Below are 17,606 nucleotides of genomic sequence, written 5' to 3' on the forward strand. Positions count from 1 at the left end.
ACCCGTCATCCGCATCGGGTCCATCCCGGGCAAATACGGGGCCGCAGATACCGGTTGGTAACCTTTGCGCCCTAGGCTGACCCGGCAGGGCAGCGAAGAGGAGCCGAAGGATGAATCTCAGCAGCAGGTCGCAGGACGGCACCCTGGTGGTGACCGTCAACGAAAGCCGCATCGACGCCGCCGTGGCGCTGCAGTTCAAGGACGGCATCCGCGCCGAGACCGAGGCCGCGTGCGGCCGCGTGGTGCTTGACCTGGCGCAGGTGGATTTCATCGATTCCAGCGGCCTCGGCGCGGTGGTCGCGGCGATGAAGCTGCTCGGCAAGGACCGGCCGCTGGACCTTGCCTGTCTCAACGAGAACGTCGACCGGGTGTTCCGCCTGACCCGCATGGACACGGTGTTCCGCATTCACACCACATTGGGAGAGGCCCTTGCACGATAGGTTGGCACGCAACACCCAAGCGCATTTTCTTCAACCGGGACCGGTCGCCATGTCATCTGATCCAAGCTGCTTCAAGATCCGGGCGCGCGGCACGCAGGCGGGCGTCAGACTGGCGCTGGCGCATGTCGTCGATCGGCTGGCGTCGGCGGGCGCGGATCGCGACTTCCGGGGCCGCGCCGAGATCGTGCTTGCCGAGGCGCTGAACAACGTCGTGGAACACGCGCTGCACGGGCAGGCCTGCCTCTGGGTCGAAATCCGCGCCAGAAAGGGCGACGCGGGCTGGCACTTCCTGATCTGCGACCCCGGTCGGCCGATGCCGGACGGGCTGCTGCCGCAGCGTCGCCTGCCCGCCGTCGACGCGGAACTGGCCGAATTGCCCGAAGGCGGGTTCGGCTGGGCGATGATCCGGCTCTTGGCCTCGGCCATCGAATATTCCCGCCGCTCCGGTCAGAACCGGCTCGGTTTCCTGATCCCGCATGCCGCGTCCGGCCCCGGCTGAAAGGATTGGCAAAGCCGGGGCAAGCCCCTAGTGTCGGCACGACCATCGGGGAAAGCGCGAGGGATGGATGCGGGATTTCCACTTGCCGGGACGCTCGGCCGTATTTGCCGACAACGGGCTCTGCGCCACGTCGCACCCGCTTGCGGCGCTGACCGCGATAGAGGTCCTGAAACGGGGCGGCAACGCCATGGACGCGGCGATCGCCGGCGCGGTTCTGCTGGGCATCTGCGAACCGCAAAGCACCGGGCTTGGCGGCGTTTGCTTTGCCCTTGTGTCGCCGGCCGGCAGCGACGCGGTGCTGGGCTTCAACGGCTCGGGGCGGGCACCGGCGGCGGCCTCGGCGGCTGAGCTGCGCGCGCGCGGCCATGACCGGGTCGATCTCTACAGCGCCGAGGCAGTGACCATTCCCGGCGCTGTCGACGGCTTTTGCCGGCTATCCGAGCGCTTCGGCAGGCTGGGGCTGGACGCGGTCCTGCAACCGGCAATCCATTACGCCGAGTCCGGGGTGCCGGTGGCGCCCCGCGTCGCCTTTGACTATGCGGCGGGCAGCCACCTTTTGCAGGGCGCGGCGCGGCGCCACTATCTTCGCGACGACCGGCCGCTGAGGACCGGAGAGGTTTTCCGCGCCCCGGGCCAGGCCGAGGTGCTGCGCCGCATCGCGGCCCGCGGGCGCGACGCCTTTTACGAGGGCGAGGTGGCCGAGGACATGCTGGCCACGCTGCGGACCCTCGGGGGGGCCCATGACGCCGCCGATTTTGCCGCCACCCGGGGCCAGGACACCGACCCGATCTCGGGCCGTTACAAGGGCCGGGAACTGGTCGAACACCCGCCCAACGGGCAGGGCGCGACGGCACTTTTGATGCTCAACATCCTGGACCGCTTCGATATCGCGGCGATGGAGCCTTTCGGAACCCGGCGCACCCATATCGAGGCCGAGGCGGCCAAGCTGGCCTATGAGGCGCGCGACCGCATCCTTGCCGACCCCGACCACACCCGCCGCCTTGACCACATGCTGGCCCCTGAAACCGCCGACCGGCTGGCCGCGCGGATCGACCCGAACCGCGCCCTGCCCGCCGCCTCGCGGCAGGAGGCGACCGTGCACAAGGACACGGTCTATATCTGCGTCGTCGACCGCGACCGCATGGCGGTGTCGCTGATCTATTCGATCTTCCACGGCTTCGGATCGGGCATCGCCTCGGAGAAATTCGGCATCCTGCTGCACAACCGGGGCGCCGGCTTCACGCTGGAACCCGGCCATGCCAACGAACTGGCCGGCGGCAAGCGCCCCCTGCATACGATCATTCCCGGCATGCTGCGCCAAGAGGGGCGGGTCGTGATGCCCTTTGGCGTGATGGGCGGCGCCTACCAGCCCAACGGCCATGCCCGGCTGCTGTCCAACATCGCCGATTTCGGCATGGAGCCACAGGCCGCCATCGACGCGCCCCGCGCCTTTGCCTTCGACGGCGTTCTGAAACTGGAACGCGGCTATGATGCCTCGGTGCGGCGCGAGCTTGCCGCGCTGGGTCACAGGATCGAGACCCCCGAGGCGCCGATCGGCGGCGCGCAGGCGATCCGCATTCACCCCTCGGGCGTGCTCGAAGGCGCGTCCGATCCCCGAAAAGACGGTTGCGCAACAGGATACTGACCCATGCCCATCACCCCGGTAAAATCCCTCGTTTCCGAGGCCAAGTCACAGATCACCACCCTGCCACAGGAGGCCGTCGAGGCCGGCGCCGCCGCCGGCGAGTTGGTGATGGTCGATATCCGCGACATCCGCGAACTGAAGCGCGAGGGGCGGATTCCGGGCGCCATTCACGCCCCGCGCGGCATGCTCGAGTTCTGGATCGATCCCGAAAGCCCCTATCACCGGCCGGAACTGGCGACCGGCCAAACGCTGGTGTTGTTCTGTGCCGGCGCATGGCGCTCGGCGCTGGCGGTCAAGACGCTACAGGACATGGGGGTCGAGAACATCGCCGAGATGGAAGGCGGCTTCGGCGCATGGAAGGCGCGCGGCGCGGCGGTCGATACCGCCTAACGCCACCGGCCACCTTGCCGGGCCACCTTGCCGGGCCGCCGGGCCGGCCCGCAGGCCAGGTCTCAGTTCATCTGGAAATGCAGCGGATAGGCACCGTCTTCGAAGGGGCCGAACAGGTCGTCGATATCCGGATGGCCGACCGGCTCGCCGGAATAATCGGCGACCAGATTCTGCTCGGAGACATAGGCGACGTAGAACGACTGGTCGTTCTCGGCCAGCAGGTGATAAAACGGCTGGTCCTTGGCGGGGCGGATATCCTCGGGAATCGCCTCGTACCATTCCTCGGTATTGGCGAATTCTGGATCGACGTCGAACACCACGCCCCGAAAGGGATATTTGCGGTGCCGGACGACCTGTCCGAGGTGATATCTTGCGCGTGTCTTCAACATAACTTGCAGCCCCTACCCCCCAAAGTTAGACCTTTCAAGGGGTGTTTGTCCAACCTCCCCCCCGATTTTCAAAGGAAACAGTCTGTGAACCTTGCCTTGACAGTGCTCGAGATCGTGTCGCCGGTGTTCCTGCTGGCGGCGATCGGTTTCGTCTGGGTGCGGGCCGGGTTCGAATACCGGATCCAGTTCGTCACCCGGCTCGGAATGACGCTGGCGGTGCCGGCGCTGGTCTTCACCTCGCTGATGAATTCCACTGCCGACCCTTCGGCGCTCGGGGCGCTGACCCTGGCCGCAATCGCGGCCTATGGCGCGGTGGGGCTGGCCGGGGGCGCGGTGCTGGCCCTGCTGCGCCTCGACCAGCGCAGCTATCTGGCGCCCTTCATCTTCGGCAACACCGGCAATCTCGGCCTGCCGCTGGCGCTGTTCGCCTTCGGTCAGCCGGGGCTGGAGCGCGCGGTGGTGGTGCTGGCTGTCAGTTCGGTGCTGTCCTTCACCGCCGGCATTTGGCTGGTGGCCGGGCGCGGCTCGCTCATCAAGATTCTCAGGGAACCGATGATCGGTGCCACGCTGCTCGGGGCGCTGTTCCTCTGGCAGGGCTGGCAGGTGCCGGTGTTTCTCGGCAATGCGCTGAGCCTGGTCGGCCAGATGGCGATCCCGCTGATGCTGATCACCCTTGGCGTCGCCGTGGCGCGGCTGACACCGGCGCGGGTGGGGGTCGCGATCGGGCTTTCGGTGGTGAAACTGGGGCTCTGCGCCGCCATCGCCTGGGGTATCGGCAGCCTGTTCCCGCTCGACGAAACCTCTTTCGGGGTGCTGGTGCTGCAAATCTCGACCCCGGTCGCCGTCACCGCCTATCTTCTGGCCGAGAAATACGGCGCCGACAGCAATTCCGTGGCCGGATTCGTGGTTGTTTCGACACTGATCTCGGTTGCCGGACTGCCGCTGTTGCTGGCGCTTTTGATCTGAGCCGGTAAATGTGATTTCCCCGGCGCATCTATTGGGCTAGACTGGCGGCAAAACAAAAAGGCAGAGCGAGAGGCAGATGAGCAGAATCTTTCGCGCGCTTGCGATCCTGTTGCTGGTGGCATCCTGCGGGGGCGGGTACGATACCCCTCCGCGCAACCTGAATGACGCCTGTTCGATCCTCAAGCAGCGCCCGAAATTCGTCAAGGCGTTCAAGCGAACCGAGCGCAAATGGGGCGTGCCGGCGCATGTTCAGATGGCGGTCCTGTATCAGGAAAGCAAATTCGACGCCGATGCGCGCACCCCCTACAAATACATTCTCGGCATCCTGCCGATGGGCCGGCAAAGCAGCGCCTATGGCTATGCGCAGGCGCTGGACGGCACCTGGGATCAGTACCGCAAGGAAACCGGAAACCGGCGCGGCAAGCGTGACAACATCCGCGATGCGACGGATTTCATCGGCTGGTACATGAACGAAACCAAGGAACGCAACGGGGTTTCCCTGTCGGATGCGCGCAACCAGTACCTAGCCTATCACGAAGGCCATACCGGCTTTGCCCGCGGCACCTATCGCCGCAAGTCCTGGCTGATGCGGGTCTCGCACGAGGTCGACGCCCGCGCCGACATGTATCAGGATCAGCTGAGAACCTGCCGCAAGTGGTGACAGCCCGGCGCGCCCGCCCGGCGTGGGCGCGCCCTCTCAGTATTGCTGGTCCATGTGATAGCGGATGTCGAACATCAGGTTCGTCAGCGGGTGCCCGGTCTGCATTTCACCGAGAACCACGGTGGTGCGCGCGCCCGATCCGTCGTCGATGATCCATTGCCGCAGCTCGACCGGCTCGGCGGTGAAGCGCAGCTCGATCTGGCCGTATTCCGGATGTTCCGGGTCCTGCGCCGTGACCGTCGTCGCGATGCCGTCGTAATCATGCCCGACCACCATCTCGGCGCGTCCGAGATCGACGGTGCGATCCAGGATCACCGACAGCGGCGTGCGATGCAGCGGATAGGTCTCGGGCGGCTGGTTCGACCGCCCGTCGAAGATCGCGACCGTATTGGCCGAGGCCAGCACCATCGCCTGCTCTGGCGGATCATATTCGAAACGCACCTTGCCGGGACGCTTGATATAGACACGCCCGGTCGAGATCGACCCGTCGTCATTGATCTGGGTAAAGGCCGCCTCGGCGGTCTTCATCGCGTTGAAATAGGCTGAAAGCGCGTCCAGCGGCAGCCGGTCGGCCTGTGCCGGCAGGCCCAGCAGCAGGGTCGCCGCGACGGTGCTGAAAATATGTCTTGGTCTCATGCGTCCAACCTAGGCGGTCGCGGCCGGTTGCGCATCCCCGCCGCCATCACATTTTCGCGCATCGGCCGCTTATTGCTCGGGCACCAGGATCTCGCGTTTGCCGACATGGTTCGCCGGGCTGACCAGACCCTGTTCCTCCATCTGCTCCACCAGCCGCGCCGCCTTGTTGTAGCCGATGGCCAGCTTGCGCTGGATATAGGAGGTCGAGCATTTGCGATCCTTGATCACGATCGCCACGGCGGTGTCATAAAGCGCGTCTTCGCTGTCGGTATTGCCGCCCAGCCCGAGAACCGCGTCGATATTGTCGGCCTTTTCGTCATCCGGGCCATCGACCACGCCACCGACATATTCCGGTGCCCCGAAACTCTTGAGGTGATTGACGATTTCCTCGACCTCCTCATCGCTGACAAAGGGGCCGTGACAGCGGATGATCTTGGCCCCGCCGGCCATGTAGAGCATGTCGCCCATGCCCAGAAGCTGTTCGGCGCCCATCTCGCCCAGAATGGTGCGGCTGTCGACCTTGGAAGTCACCTGGAACGAGATCCGGGTCGGGAAGTTGGCCTTGATGGTGCCGGTGATGACATCGACCGAGGGCCGCTGCGTGGCCATGATGATGTGGATGCCGCTGGCCCGCGCCATCTGCGCCAGGCGCTGGATGCAGGCCTCGATCTCCTTGCCGGCCACCATCATCAGGTCGGCCATCTCGTCGACCACCACCACGATATAGGGCATCTTCTCGGGCATCAGCTCTTCGGTCTCGAACACCGGCTCGCCGGTCTCGTCGTCAAAGCCGGTCTGCACGGTGCGGCTGAACATCTCGCCCTTGCTCAGCGCGTCGGCCACCCGGCTGTTATAGCCGTCGATGTTGCGCACCCCCATCTTGGACATCTTGCGATAGCGCTCTTCCATCTCGCCGACGGTCCATTTCAGCGCCACAACCGCCTTTTTCGGGTCGGTCACAACCGGGCTCAGAAGGTGCGGAATGCCGTCATAGACGCTGAGTTCCAGCATCTTGGGGTCGATCATGATCAGCCGGCATTCATCCGGGGTCAGCTTGTACAGCAGCGACAGGATCATTGTGTTGATGGCCACCGACTTGCCCGAACCAGTGGTGCCGGCGATCAAGAGGTGCGGCATCTTGGCCAGGTTGGCAACGATCGGGTCGCCGCCGATGTCCTTGCCCAGCGCCAGCGGCAGTTTCTGGTTGCCGTCACCGTAATCGCGGCTCGACAGGATCTCGCGGAAACCGACCATCTCGCGGTTTTCATTCGGCAGTTCGATCCCGATCACGCTGCGCCCCGGCACCGTCGAGACCCGCGCCGACAGCGCCGACATCGAGCGCGCGATGTCATCGGCCAAGCCGATCACCCGGCTGGCCTTGAGCCCCGGCGCCGGCTCCAGCTCGTACATGGTGACCACCGGACCGGGGCGCACCGAGACGATCTCGCCCTTGACGCCGTAGTCGTCCAGCACCGCCTCGAGCATGCGGGCGTTCTCTTCCAGCGCCTCGTCGCTGAGATGGTGCCGCTGGATCTGCGCCGGGTTGGTCAGCAGGCTGAGCGGCGGCAGTTCGTAATCCGACTTGTTGTCCTCGAAGGCCAGCGAGGGCTGCGCCTCGGCCTTGGCGCGGGCCGAGGTCTGCACCGGCTTGCGCGGCGCATGCTGCACCACCTTGCGCGGCTGGGCGGTCGGGATCACCGGCGCCGCCGGGGCGGCCTGCGGGCTCTGGCGCAGCGGCAGGGCTCCGGTCTCTGCGCCGGCCGGCTGGGCTTCGGGCGCGGGCGCGGTGGCGGCCTGGGCCATGGTCAGGGGCGGTTCCGGCGGCAGCGCCATCTGCGGCGCGGCATCGAGAATCAGCGGGTCGGGCTGGCGCCCACGTCCGCGGGTCAGCGGCTTGTCCTCGTCGATGGCCGGCTCCGGCGGCTGCTCGGTGCGGGCCCGGCGGCTGCGGATCACGTCGGCGATCTTGGCGCGGATGCGATCGTCACCGGGGGCGTCCTCGAAATCCTCGTCAAAGATGTTCTCGACCAGCTCCGGCTCGGGCAGCGACTCGGGGCGCCGGATCAGCGCCGGCATCCGCGCCAGAAGGCCGGGCTTGGTCTCGAGCCTCATGTCGTCGTCAAGCAGCGCATCCTCTTGCGCCACCTCCAGCCAGCCGGCCTCGGCCGCCGCCTGCATCGCCGCCTCGGCTTCGGCCCGGCGTTCCTGGCGACGGGCCTGGACACCCTGCGCGGCCATCGCCGCCCCGCCGAAGGATTTGCCCAGCAGCACCATCAGCGAGGCATAGCTCAGCACCACCCCGACGATCAGAAAGCGCGCGAACAGGCGCAGCTCGGCCTGCACACAGCCCAGAACGAACAGCGCCAGCGCGACAAAGCCCAGCCCGACCGCCAGCGACATCAGCTTGAGCCCGACCGCCGCCCCGATCGGCAGGATGGTCAGCACCGCGCCCAGCACGGTATCGCCGAACAGCCCGCCAAGGCCGAAACTGTGGGTCCAGCCGGCCCCTGGCACCAGCGTCGAGGCATAGACCGAGGCCAGCGCCATCATGATCGGGGCAAAGATTACCCGGCTGAGGGCGCGTTCCTCGCCGCAATGCAGGATGAAACGAACGCCCCAGGCGACCAGGATCAGCGGCAGCCCCCAGCTGCCCCAGCCGACGATCATGAACAGCGGCGCCGCGATCGAGGCGCCGATCGGCCCCATCCAGTTCTCCACCGGCGCATCCGTGGCCGAGATCCAGCTCGGGTCATTGGGCGTGTAAGAGGCGATCATCGCCGCCGCCATCAGCCCCAGAACGATCAGCGCGATCCCGATCAGCTCCTTGCCGCGTTTCTCGATCGCCGCCTGGGTGCTGCTGTCCAAAAGCGGGTCCCGCCCCCGTGCCTGATATGCCATCGTCGTTCCCTCGTTCTTATCCGTAAAGGCAGTCGCGCAGGCTGATCAGCGCCGACTGCACCTCGGTTCTTGGGGCCACCAGGGCGACCCGGATATATCCCTTGCCGGGGTTTCCGGCCTTGGTATCGCGGCTGAGATAGGCGCCGGGCAACACCCGCACCCCGGTCTCGGTCCAGGCTTTCAGCGCCGCCGCCTCGCCATCCTCGACCGGCAGCCACAGGAAGAACCCGGCCTCGGGGCTGGCATAGCCGGGCACCCCGGACAGGATCTCGTCCGCGAGATCGAATTTCTCGGCGTAGAGCCGCCGGTTCTCGGCGACATGCGCCTCGTCGGCCCAGACCCGTTCGGCGGCACGTTGCAGCGGCAGCGGCAGCGGTGCCCCGGCATAGGCGCGCAGCTGGCGGATGCGGCGGATACTCTCATCGCCACCGGCAACGAACCCCGAGCGCAGCCCCGGCAGGTTGCTGCGCTTGGACAGCGAATGAAACACCAGCACCCGGTCCGGGTCGGCGCCCATTTCGGCCGCCACTTCCAGCGCCCCCACCGGCGCGTCGCGGCGGTAGATCTCGGAATAGCATTCATCGGCGAAAATGCGGAAATCGTGCTTTTCCGCCAGCGCGATCAGCGCCCGCCAATAGGCGCGGCTGGCCACCGCCCCCTGCGGATTGGCCGGCGAACAGACATAGGCGATCGCCACCCGGTCCAGAAGCGCCGGCGACAGGCCCGCGTAATCCGGCAGGAATCCGGTCTCGGCCGTGGCATTGACAAACACCGGCTCGGCCCCGACCGAGACCGCCGCCACCGCGTAGACCTGATAGAAGGGGTTGGGCGTCAGCACCACCGGCTGGCGACCGTTCTTGGTTTCGGGGCACAGCGCCATGGCCGCATTGTAAAGCCCCTCGCGGGTGCCGTTCAGCGCCATCACCTGCTCGGGCGCAGGGCGCACCCCATAGCGCCGCCCCAGCCAGTCACAGATGTTTTGCAGCAGCTCCGGCGTGCCGTCATTGGGCGGATAGCTGTTGAACCCCGCAGCCTGTTCGGCAATCACATCGCTGACCCATGCCGGAAAGCCATGTTTCGGCTCGCCGATGGTCATATGGACGATATCGCCGCCGGGCTGATGGTGATCCAACAGCGCGCGCAGGCGCGGAAACGCATAGGCCGGAAGGTTCGAGAACCGCTCGGGAAACATATCAATACTGCCTCAAGGTTCGGGATCATGTCGCCCCGTTTCCCCCAAACTACCCAAGCGCGCGGCGCAGGTCCAGAAAAATGCCCGCGAATCCAGCGCGATGTGGCTTTTGCGTCATTCCGGGTCTTTCTCTTGCCGCAAGTATCCTGGGGGAGCCGGCTTTTCGCGAAAAGCCGGCGGGGGCAAAGCCCCCCGGACCGCTGCCAGATCCGCGCGCCGCAAAACGCCGTCAGTCGCGCAGCGCCGCCTCGACCGCCGCCGCCAGGCGCAACAGCCGTTCTTCGCCGCCCGGCGCCCCCAGCATCATCAGCCCGCAGCTCGGCAGCCCCGTCGGCAGCGACACCGCGCAAAGCCCCATGAGGTTGCCGATACGGGTGTTGCGCAGCGCCAGCAGGTTCTCGGTCACGTAATAGTCCTGATCGCTGACCAGCCGCGCCGCGTCCGGCGGCAGGATCGGCGAGGTCGCCAGCAGCACCGCGTCATAGCCGGCGACCCGCGCCTGCCAGCGCGCCCGCAGCCCCTCGAGCCGCTGCCAGGCCGCGACATAGGCCGGCCCGTCAAAGCCGGCCCCGGCCCGGAACCGCTCGAGGATCTGGTCATACATCAGCTCGGGGTCGGCCTCGATGGTCTCGCGCCACAGGCCATAGGCCTCGGCGGTATAAAGCGGCCCCGACAGGGCCAGCGCGGCCTCGACCTCCGGCGCCTCGATCTCCTCGATCTCGGCCCCCCTCTCGCCGAGCCGCGCCACCGCAGCCTCGAAGCCCGCCAGCGGCGCTTCGCGAATATCGTCGAAGGCCGCCGTGCGCAGCACCGCGAAGCGGCGCCCCGTCAGCCGCGCGCCGCGTAGGTCCGCCGCCTGCCCACCCCCGAGCACCGCCAGCAGAAGCGCCGCGTCCTCGACGCTGCGACACAGCGGACCGACGGTGTCGAACCGCGGGCACAGCGCCACGCTGCCGGCGCAGGACAGCCGCCCGGCGCTGGTCTTCAGGCCCACCAGGTCGTTCCAGGCCGCCGGGATCCGCACCGATCCGCCGGTGTCCGAACCGATGCCCGCCGCCGCCAGCCCGAAGGCCACCGAGGCCGCCGCCCCCGAGGACGACCCCCCCGGCACCGCCCGCGGATCATTGATGCAGGGCGGCGTCGCGGTCATCGGGTTGAGCCCGAGCCCGGAAAAGGCCAGCTCGCTCATATGGGTCTTGCCAAGACAGACCAGACCCTGCGCCGTGGCGTTCTGCAACACCCGGGCATCGGCGCCCGGCACCCGCCCCTTCAGCAGCCGCGACCCCGCCTCGGTGGCCACCCCGGCGCTGTCGAACAGGTCCTTCCAGCTCACCGGCACCCCGTCCAGGGGCGACAGCCGCACCCCGGCCCGGGCCCGCTCCGCCGCCGCTTCCGCCTCGGCCAGCGCCCGCTCATGCGTCACCACGGAATAGATCCGATCGCGCGCATCATGGCTGTCGATGGCCCCCAGGAAGGCCTGGGTCAGCGCCACCGGATCGATGGCCCCCCGGCCGATTCCGCGCCCCAGATCGGCCGCACTCATTCCCAGCCAGTCGAACATGGCATTCCCCCGCAAGCTTCGTCGAAAACGACGGTAGCGGCCTTGTGCGGCATGGACAATCCCGCGACCAGCCGCATATTGAAGGCCATGACTTTCGATTGCGACATCCTGATTGCCGGCGGCGGTCTCAACGGCCCGGCCCTGGCACTGGGTCTGGCCGGCGCCGGATTCACCGTCACCGTGGTCGACGCGCGCCCCGAGACCGCCCGCGCCGGCGACAATTTCGACGGCCGCGCCTATGCGCTGGCCCTGGCCTCCAAGCGGCTGCTCGACGCCATCGGGGTCTGGAGCCGGGTGGCCGCCGATGCCGAGCCGATGCGCGAGATCAAGGTCTCGGACGGGCGCGCCGGCGAAGGCCCGTCGCCCTTCTTCCTGCATTTCGATCACGCCGAGATCGAAGAGGGCCCGATGGGCTTCATGCTCGAAGACCGCTTTCTCTACCGCGCCTTCCTGGCGGCGATGGCCGAAGACGACCGCATCACCACGATCACCGGCGACAGCCTGACCGATCAGACGGTCGACGCCACCGGGGTCACGGCGACCCTGGCCTCGGGCCGCGCCCTGCGCGCCCGGCTGCTGGTCGGCTGCGACGGGCGCAACAGCGGCGTCGCCGCCCGCGCCGGCATCAGGCGCCGCGGCTGGGGCTACGGGCAGACGGCTCTGGTCTGCGCCATCGCCCATGAAAAGCCGCATCACGGGATCGCGCATCAGTTCTTCATGCCGCCGGGCCCGCTGGCCATCCTGCCCCTGCCCGGCAACCTCTCCTCCATCGTCTGGAGCGAAAGCGACGCCAACGCCCGGCGCATCCAGGCCCTGTCCGACGAGGATTTCATGGCGCTGCTGCGCCCCCGCTTCGGCGATTTCCTCGGCGAGATCTCCCTCGCCGGGGGCCGGTTCTCCTATCCGCTGAACCTGACCGTCGCCGAACGTTTCGTCGCCGAGCGCCTGGCGCTGGTCGGCGATGCCGCCCATGGCATGCATCCGATCGCCGGCCAGGGGCTGAATGCCGGGCTGCGCGATGTCGCCGCCCTGGTCCAGGTGCTGGATCACGCGCGCCGCCGCGGCGAGGACATCGCCGCCCTCGACGTGCTCGAACGCTACCAGGAATGGCGCCGGTTCGACACCCATGCGCTGGTCGCCGCCACCGATCTGACCAACAGGCTGTTCTCGAACGACAACCCGCTGCTGCGGCTCGGCCGCGACATCGGCATGGGCCTGGTCAACGCCAGCCCCGCCCTGCGCCGCAGCTTCATGCGCGAGGCCGCCGGCCTGACCGGCGAGCTGCCCGACCTGATGCGCTAACCGGGGCCAGACCGTCACACCCTGTTCGGGCAACAGCGAACAGCCTCGGAAACCCCGCGCCCCCGGCCTTCATCTCGTGCCAAATACTCCCGCCGGAGGCGTCGCCAAGGCCGCCCCGCGCGGGCGGGCCGAGACATGATGCGCGCCGCAGAGCGCAGGATCCGGCAGCCCGTGCTTGCCTAAGCCCGCAGGCAGGGGCAACATCGCAGCGAGACGCAAGCCGCAAAGGATGCCAGACCGCATGAAACTCATTTCCGCCTCCGCCTCGCCCTTCGTGCGCAAGGTCCGAGTCCTGATGCATGAAACCGGGCAGCACGACGAGATCGAGCTGCTCGACGTCAAGACCTCGCCCACCGCCACCAGCGACGCGGTGAAATCGGCCAATCCGGTGGGCAAGATCCCGGCCCTGATCCGCGACGACGCCCCGGCGCTCTACGACAGCCGGGTGATCTGCCGCTTTCTCGATGCGCGGGCCGGGGCCAACCTCTACCCCACGGCAACCCTCTGGGACGTGCTGACGCTCGAGGCCACCGCGGACGGCATCATGGATGCGGCGGTGCTGGTGACCTATGAGGACCGCCTGCGCCGCCCCGAAATGCAGGACGCGGCCTGGCGCGAGGCGCAATGGGCCAAGGTGGCGCGCTCGGTGGCGGCGCTGAACACGCGCTGGATGAGTCACCTCGCCGGACCGCTCGACATGGGGCAGATCGCGGTCGCCTGCGCCCTCGGCTATCTCGACTTCCGCCATGACGCTCGCCAGTGGCGACGCGGCAACGACGCGCTGGCCAAATGGTACGCGGCCTTCAGCACCCGCGACAGCATGACCGCCACCGCGCCAAGCGACTGAACCCCGCAGATATGGCCGCGGGTGCGGCCCAAGCGCGACAGAAGGGCGCGAGGTTGCTTAACAGGCGAAAGTTCGCTGGACGGTTTGCACAGGCTTCGCTAAATAGCGGCGTGGAGAGGCTGCGCGTAAGCGTGGCCCTACTGATATTGGCCGGTATTTCGGCTGAAAAATGGAGAGAACCTCGTGTCCCACGCAGAAGATCACGAAGGCACCCGCAGAGATTTCCTCTACTACGCCACTGCTGGCGCCGGTGCCGTGACCGCAGGTGCAGCTGTCTGGCCCCTGGTCGACCAAATGAACCCCTCGGCGGACGTCAAGGCCCTGTCGTCGATTCGCGTCGATGTCTCGGGTGTCGAACCCGGAACCCAGCTGACCGTGAAATGGCTCGGCAAGCCGGTATTCATCCGCCGCCGCACCCAGGACGAGATCGACGCCGCCCGCGCCGTGGAAATCGGAGAGCTGATCGACGGCAACGCCCAGAACCGCAACAACATGGCGCTGGACGCCGCGGACGAGAACCGCACCCTCGACGAAGCCGGCGAATGGCTGGTGATGATCGGTGTCTGCACCCACCTGGGCTGCGTGCCGATCGGCGAAGGTTCGGGTGATTTCGGCGGCTGGTTCTGCCCCTGCCACGGCTCGCACTACGATACCTCCGGTCGCATCCGCAAGGGCCCGGCACCCGAGAACCTCTGGGTTCCGGTAGCCGCCTTTGTCGACGATTCGACGATCAAACTGGGATAAGGAGCGCGACCATGTCCGGAATTCCCCACGACCATTACGAACCCAAGACCGGCGCCGAGAAATGGCTGCACAGCCGCCTGCCCGTCGTCGGCCTGATCTATGACACCATCATGATCCCCACCCCCAAGAACCTGAACTGGTGGTGGATCTGGGGCATCGTGCTGGCCTTCTGCCTGGTGCTGCAAATCGTCACCGGCATCATCCTGGTGATGCATTACACCCCGCATGTCGACCTCGCCTTCGCCTCGATCGAGCACATCATGCGCAACGTCAATGGCGGTCACATGATCCGCTATGTGCACATGAACGGTGCTTCGCTGTTCTTCTTTGCCGTCTATATCCACATGTTCCGCGGCCTGTTCTACGGCTCCTACAAGGCGCCCCGCGAAATCACCTGGATCGTCGGCATGCTGATCTATCTCGCCATGATGGCCACCGGCTTCCTGGGCTACGTTCTGCCCTGGGGTCAGATGTCCTTCTGGGGCGCGACCGTGATCACCGGCCTGTTCGGCGCCATCCCCTTCATCGGTGAGCCGCTGCAGACCTGGCTGTTGGGCGGACCGGCCGTGGACAACGCCACGCTGAACCGCTTCTTCTCGCTGCACTATCTGCTGCCCTTCGTGATCGCCGCCCTGGTCGTGGTGCATATCTGGGCCTTCCACACCACCGGCAACAACAACCCGACCGGCGTCGAAGTGCGTCGTGGCTCGAAAGACGAAGTCAAGAAAGACACCCTGCCCTTCTGGCCCTATTTCGTCATCAAGGACCTGTTCGCCCTGGCCGTCGTGCTGGTGATCTTCTTTGCCGTGGTCGGCTTCATGCCGAACTACTTCGGTCACCCCGACAACTACATCGAAGCCAACGCCCTGGCGACGCCGGCGCATATCGTGCCGGAATGGTACTACCTGCCCTTCTACGCCATCCTGCGCGCCTTCACCGCCGACGTCTGGGTGGTGATGTTCGCCAGCTGGATCACCGGCGGCATCGTCGACGCCAAGTTCTTCGGCGTTCTGGCGATGTTCGGCGCCATCTTCGTCATGGCGCTGGTGCCGTGGCTCGATACCTCCCGCGTGCGCTCGGGTGCCTACCGCCCGCAGTTCAAGTGGTGGTTCTACCTGTTGGTCATCGACTTCATCGTGCTGATGTGGGCCGGCGCCATGCCCGCCGAACCGCCCTATTCGATCATCTCGCTGATCGGTGCCACCTACTGGTTCGCCTATTTCCTCGTGATCCTGCCGCTCCTGGGCGTGATCGAAAAGCCGAAGACTCCTCCGGCAACGATCGAGGAAGACTTCGACGCCCATTACGGCAAACCTGCTGAATAAGAAGGAAACAGGATAATGCTTAAGAAACTTAGCATCGCCGCGATCGCTGCCCTGTCCCTTTCGGCAGGCAGCGCCATGGCCGCCGGTGGCGCTGGCCACGTGCACGACACGGACTTCTCCTTCGAGGGCCCGTTCGGCAAGTTCGACCAGATGCAGCTGCAACGCGGCCTTCAGGTCTATACCGAGGTCTGCTCGGCCTGCCACGGTCTGCAATACGTGCCCTTGCGCACCCTGTCCGACGAAGGCGGCCCCGAGCTGCCCGCGGATCAGGTGCGCGCCTATGCCGCCGCTTTCGACATCTATGATGCCGAACTGGACGAAGACCGCCCGCGCACGCCGGCCGACTTCTTCCCCAAGGGGGGCGATGCCAACGCACCCGACCTCAGCCTGATGGCCAAGGCCCGGGCCGGGTTTCACGGCCCGCAGGGCACCGGCCTGAACCAGCTGTTCAAAGGCATGGGCGGTCCGGAATACATCGTCTCGATCCTCACCGGCTACACCGGCGAGGAAAAGGAAGAAGCCGGCACCACCTTCTATGAGAACACCGCCTTCCCCGGCGGCTGGATCGCCATGGCGCCGCCGCTTTACGGTGAAGACGTGGAGTTCGCCGACGGCCATTCCAACGAGCTGCATCACGAGGCCGAAGATACCGCCGCCTTCCTGATGTGGGCCGCCGAACCCAAGATGATGGCCCGCAAGCAGGCCGGCTTCGTGGGTGTCCTGATGCTGACCCTGCTGGCCTCGTTGCTCTATCTGACCAACAAGAAGCTCTGGGCCCCGATCAAGGGCAAGAAATTCGACGGCTAAGGCCGCGAACCCTAGCTGACAGGGCCCCGCCGGAGCGATCCGGCGGGGCCTTTCTTTTTCCGTCGCCAGACCGTGGATATCGGCTAGACTTGTCCGGGCCGTGCAGCCGACCCGCAGCCGACCCCAAGACGGAGAGCCAAAGATGACCCACGCGCTGATCGTTATCGACCTGCAGAACGATTTCTGCCCCGGTGGCAGCCTCGCGGTGACCGGCGGCGACCAGATCGTCACCGGCATCAACCGCCTGATGGACGACTTCGACAGCGTCATCCTCACCCAGGACTGGCACCCCGCCGATCACCGCTCCTTCGCTGCGGCCCATCCCGGCCATGCGCCCTTCGACATGATTACCATGACCTATGGGCCGCAGGTGCTGTGGCCCGAACACTGTGTCCAGGGCACGGCGGGCGCCGCCTTTCACGGCGATCTCGACCAGACCCGCGCCGACCTGATCCTGCGCAAGGGCAGCAACCGCGACATCGACAGCTATTCGGCCTTTTTCGAGAACGACCGGACCACGGCGACCGGGCTCGAAGGCTATCTGCGCGGCCGGGGCATCAGCGATCTGACCATGGTCGGTCTGGCCACCGATTTCTGCGTCAGCTACTCGGCGCAGGACGCGGCCCGGCTCGGGTTCCGGGTCACCGTCGATACCGCACTATGCCGCGCCATCGACCTTGACGGTTCGCTGCAGGACGCGGTGCAGCAGATGACCGGCCAAGGGGTCAGGCTGCTCTAGCCACGGCACGCCGGCATGAGACTTTTGCGAGTTTCTTAAGGGTTTGTCGGCACACTGCCGGCACCCCGACCCGAAACCGCGCGGCCCATGAGCAAACCTATTCCCGAGATTGACCGCCTCCTGACCGAGTTCGACAGGCGCAACGGGCCCGCCGGGCGGCTGGAACGCTATGCCGCCGGCCGGGTCCGGCATTTCGCCAGCCGCCAGATCATGACCCTGACCGGCGCCGCGGCGCTGGTGGCGCTGGTCTCGCCCGCCGTCGGCCTGTTCGCCGTCGCGGTGGCGCTGTTCGGTGAATTCATCGACTGCCTGCTGCTGCGCCCCATGCCGCAGCGGCTTCGCCACGATCCCGGGCTGTTCGCGCAGCTGTCGCGCCGGGCAACGCTGTCTGCCGCCTTCCAGGCGACGACGATCGCTTTCTGCGTCGCCCTGGCCTGGGTCACCGCGCCGGGCGAATCGGGCATGTTCTTCTGCCTCGCCTATCTCACCGGCGCCTCGATCAATGCCGGAATCGTCCTGCCCTACCATCGCGGTGCCGCCCTGGCGCGGCTGATCGTCTATGCGG

Annotated in this window: 17 protein-coding genes and 1 pseudogene; 13 read left to right on the forward strand and 5 right to left on the reverse strand. The window is 66.7% G+C overall.

Features of this window, described 5'->3' with window-relative positions; genetic code table 11:
- Positions 1-110 precede the first annotated feature (110 nt).
- From ABZD10_RS01310 to ABZD10_RS01325, 4 genes are all read left to right on the forward strand, one after another.
- Positions 111-440 carry an STAS domain-containing protein gene (locus ABZD10_RS01310; RefSeq protein ID WP_372884296.1) on the forward strand — a complete coding sequence of 110 codons (330 nt, stop codon included), beginning with the start codon at positions 111-113 and terminating at the stop codon, positions 438-440.
- 49 nt (positions 441-489) lie between these two features.
- Complete coding sequence (locus ABZD10_RS01315; protein ID WP_372884297.1) at positions 490-939, forward strand: ATP-binding protein; 450 nt, start codon at positions 490-492, stop codon at positions 937-939.
- A 67-nt stretch (positions 940-1,006) separates the two neighbouring features.
- Positions 1,007-2,584, forward strand: a complete 1,578-nt coding sequence (locus ABZD10_RS01320) for a gamma-glutamyltransferase family protein (protein ID WP_372884298.1) — start codon at positions 1,007-1,009, stop codon at positions 2,582-2,584.
- A gap of 3 nt (positions 2,585-2,587) precedes the next feature.
- Complete coding sequence (locus ABZD10_RS01325; protein WP_372884299.1) at positions 2,588-2,974, forward strand: rhodanese-like domain-containing protein; 387 nt, start codon at positions 2,588-2,590, stop codon at positions 2,972-2,974.
- A gap of 62 nt (positions 2,975-3,036) precedes the next feature.
- Here the strand turns inward: ABZD10_RS01325 and hspQ are convergent, their stop codons facing one another.
- Positions 3,037-3,363 carry a heat shock protein HspQ gene (gene hspQ / locus ABZD10_RS01330; protein WP_372884300.1) on the reverse strand — a complete coding sequence of 109 codons (327 nt, stop codon included), beginning with the start codon at positions 3,361-3,363 and terminating at the stop codon, positions 3,037-3,039.
- A gap of 84 nt (positions 3,364-3,447) precedes the next feature.
- On the opposite strand from hspQ, the gene ABZD10_RS01335 reads away from it, so the two are divergent.
- Entirely contained in the window at positions 3,448-4,329 is an 882-nt protein-coding gene (locus tag ABZD10_RS01335; protein WP_372884301.1) for an AEC family transporter, read from the forward strand.
- Positions 4,330-4,405: 76 nt separating this feature from the next.
- Positions 4,406-4,990: a transglycosylase SLT domain-containing protein gene (locus ABZD10_RS01340; RefSeq protein WP_372884302.1), complete on the forward strand. Its 585-nt coding sequence runs from the start codon at positions 4,406-4,408 to the stop codon at positions 4,988-4,990.
- A gap of 36 nt (positions 4,991-5,026) precedes the next feature.
- Here ABZD10_RS01340 and ABZD10_RS01345 read toward each other — a convergent pair whose 3' ends face one another.
- The 4 genes from ABZD10_RS01345 to ABZD10_RS01360 all read right to left on the reverse strand — a co-directional run bounded on the left by ABZD10_RS01345 (position 5,027) and on the right by ABZD10_RS01360 (position 11,277).
- On the reverse strand, positions 5,027-5,626 hold the full coding sequence (locus ABZD10_RS01345) for an outer membrane lipoprotein carrier protein LolA (protein ID WP_372884303.1): 600 nt from the start codon (positions 5,624-5,626) through the stop codon (positions 5,027-5,029).
- A 69-nt stretch (positions 5,627-5,695) separates the two neighbouring features.
- Positions 5,696-8,524, reverse strand: coding sequence for a DNA translocase FtsK 4TM domain-containing protein (locus tag ABZD10_RS01350; RefSeq protein WP_372884304.1), 2,829 nt, complete (start codon positions 8,522-8,524; stop codon positions 5,696-5,698).
- Between the two features lie 16 nt (positions 8,525-8,540).
- On the reverse strand, positions 8,541-9,716 hold the full coding sequence (locus tag ABZD10_RS01355) for an aminotransferase class I/II-fold pyridoxal phosphate-dependent enzyme (protein ID WP_372884305.1): 1,176 nt from the start codon (positions 9,714-9,716) through the stop codon (positions 8,541-8,543).
- Positions 9,717-9,945: 229 nt separating this feature from the next.
- Positions 9,946-11,277: an amidase gene (locus ABZD10_RS01360; protein WP_372884306.1), complete on the reverse strand. Its 1,332-nt coding sequence runs from the start codon at positions 11,275-11,277 to the stop codon at positions 9,946-9,948.
- Positions 11,278-11,328: 51 nt separating this feature from the next.
- On the opposite strand from ABZD10_RS01360, the gene ABZD10_RS01365 reads away from it, so the two are divergent.
- From ABZD10_RS01365 to ABZD10_RS01395, 7 genes and pseudogenes are all read left to right on the forward strand, one after another.
- The gene (locus tag ABZD10_RS01365) at positions 11,329-12,579 is read left to right on the forward strand and encodes a UbiH/UbiF/VisC/COQ6 family ubiquinone biosynthesis hydroxylase (protein ID WP_372884307.1); all 1,251 of its coding nucleotides are present in this window, start codon (positions 11,329-11,331) and stop codon (positions 12,577-12,579) included.
- A 241-nt stretch (positions 12,580-12,820) separates the two neighbouring features.
- Positions 12,821-13,426: a glutathione S-transferase gene (locus ABZD10_RS01370; protein WP_372884308.1), complete on the forward strand. Its 606-nt coding sequence runs from the start codon at positions 12,821-12,823 to the stop codon at positions 13,424-13,426.
- Positions 13,427-13,609: 183 nt separating this feature from the next.
- Positions 13,610-14,170, forward strand: a complete 561-nt coding sequence (petA, locus tag ABZD10_RS01375) for a ubiquinol-cytochrome c reductase iron-sulfur subunit (protein WP_372884309.1) — start codon at positions 13,610-13,612, stop codon at positions 14,168-14,170.
- 11 nt (positions 14,171-14,181) lie between these two features.
- Positions 14,182-15,495: a cytochrome b gene (gene petB, locus ABZD10_RS01380; RefSeq protein WP_372884310.1), complete on the forward strand. Its 1,314-nt coding sequence runs from the start codon at positions 14,182-14,184 to the stop codon at positions 15,493-15,495.
- Positions 15,496-15,510: 15 nt separating this feature from the next.
- On the forward strand, positions 15,511-16,302 hold the full coding sequence (locus ABZD10_RS01385; RefSeq protein WP_372884311.1) for a cytochrome c1: 792 nt from the start codon (positions 15,511-15,513) through the stop codon (positions 16,300-16,302).
- Between the two features lie 142 nt (positions 16,303-16,444).
- Positions 16,445-17,041, forward strand: coding sequence for a bifunctional nicotinamidase/pyrazinamidase (gene pncA, locus ABZD10_RS01390; protein ID WP_372884312.1), 597 nt, complete (start codon positions 16,445-16,447; stop codon positions 17,039-17,041).
- Between the two features lie 87 nt (positions 17,042-17,128).
- Positions 17,129-17,606, forward strand: a pseudogene (locus ABZD10_RS01395) (hybrid sensor histidine kinase/response regulator); the annotation flags it as partial.

Origin of the sequence: Shimia sp., assembly GCF_041624275.1 — a bacterium.
Taxonomy (GTDB): Bacteria; Pseudomonadota; Alphaproteobacteria; order Rhodobacterales; family Rhodobacteraceae; genus Shimia.

What these genes read in the sequence shown, in the direction of transcription:
- ABZD10_RS01310 (WP_372884296.1), top strand. Translation starts at nt 111, where the DNA reads ATGAATCTCAGCAGCAGGTCGCAGGACGGCACCCTGGTGGTGACCGTC.
- ABZD10_RS01315 (WP_372884297.1), top strand. Translation starts at nt 490, where the DNA reads ATGTCATCTGATCCAAGCTGCTTCAAGATCCGGGCGCGCGGCACGCAG.
- ABZD10_RS01320 (WP_372884298.1), top strand. Translation starts at nt 1,007, where the DNA reads ATGCGGGATTTCCACTTGCCGGGACGCTCGGCCGTATTTGCCGACAAC.
- ABZD10_RS01325 (WP_372884299.1), top strand. Translation starts at nt 2,588, where the DNA reads ATGCCCATCACCCCGGTAAAATCCCTCGTTTCCGAGGCCAAGTCACAG.
- hspQ (WP_372884300.1), bottom strand. Translation starts at nt 3,363, where the DNA reads ATGTTGAAGACACGCGCAAGATATCACCTCGGACAGGTCGTCCGGCAC.
- ABZD10_RS01340 (WP_372884302.1), top strand. Translation starts at nt 4,406, where the DNA reads ATGAGCAGAATCTTTCGCGCGCTTGCGATCCTGTTGCTGGTGGCATCC.
- ABZD10_RS01345 (WP_372884303.1), bottom strand. Translation starts at nt 5,626, where the DNA reads ATGAGACCAAGACATATTTTCAGCACCGTCGCGGCGACCCTGCTGCTG.
- ABZD10_RS01350 (WP_372884304.1), bottom strand. Translation starts at nt 8,524, where the DNA reads ATGGCATATCAGGCACGGGGGCGGGACCCGCTTTTGGACAGCAGCACC.
- ABZD10_RS01355 (WP_372884305.1), bottom strand. Translation starts at nt 9,716, where the DNA reads ATGTTTCCCGAGCGGTTCTCGAACCTTCCGGCCTATGCGTTTCCGCGC.
- ABZD10_RS01360 (WP_372884306.1), bottom strand. Translation starts at nt 11,277, where the DNA reads ATGTTCGACTGGCTGGGAATGAGTGCGGCCGATCTGGGGCGCGGAATC.
- ABZD10_RS01365 (WP_372884307.1), top strand. Translation starts at nt 11,329, where the DNA reads ATGGACAATCCCGCGACCAGCCGCATATTGAAGGCCATGACTTTCGAT.
- ABZD10_RS01370 (WP_372884308.1), top strand. Translation starts at nt 12,821, where the DNA reads ATGAAACTCATTTCCGCCTCCGCCTCGCCCTTCGTGCGCAAGGTCCGA.
- petB (WP_372884310.1), top strand. Translation starts at nt 14,182, where the DNA reads ATGTCCGGAATTCCCCACGACCATTACGAACCCAAGACCGGCGCCGAG.
- ABZD10_RS01385 (WP_372884311.1), top strand. Translation starts at nt 15,511, where the DNA reads ATGCTTAAGAAACTTAGCATCGCCGCGATCGCTGCCCTGTCCCTTTCG.
- pncA (WP_372884312.1), top strand. Translation starts at nt 16,445, where the DNA reads ATGACCCACGCGCTGATCGTTATCGACCTGCAGAACGATTTCTGCCCC.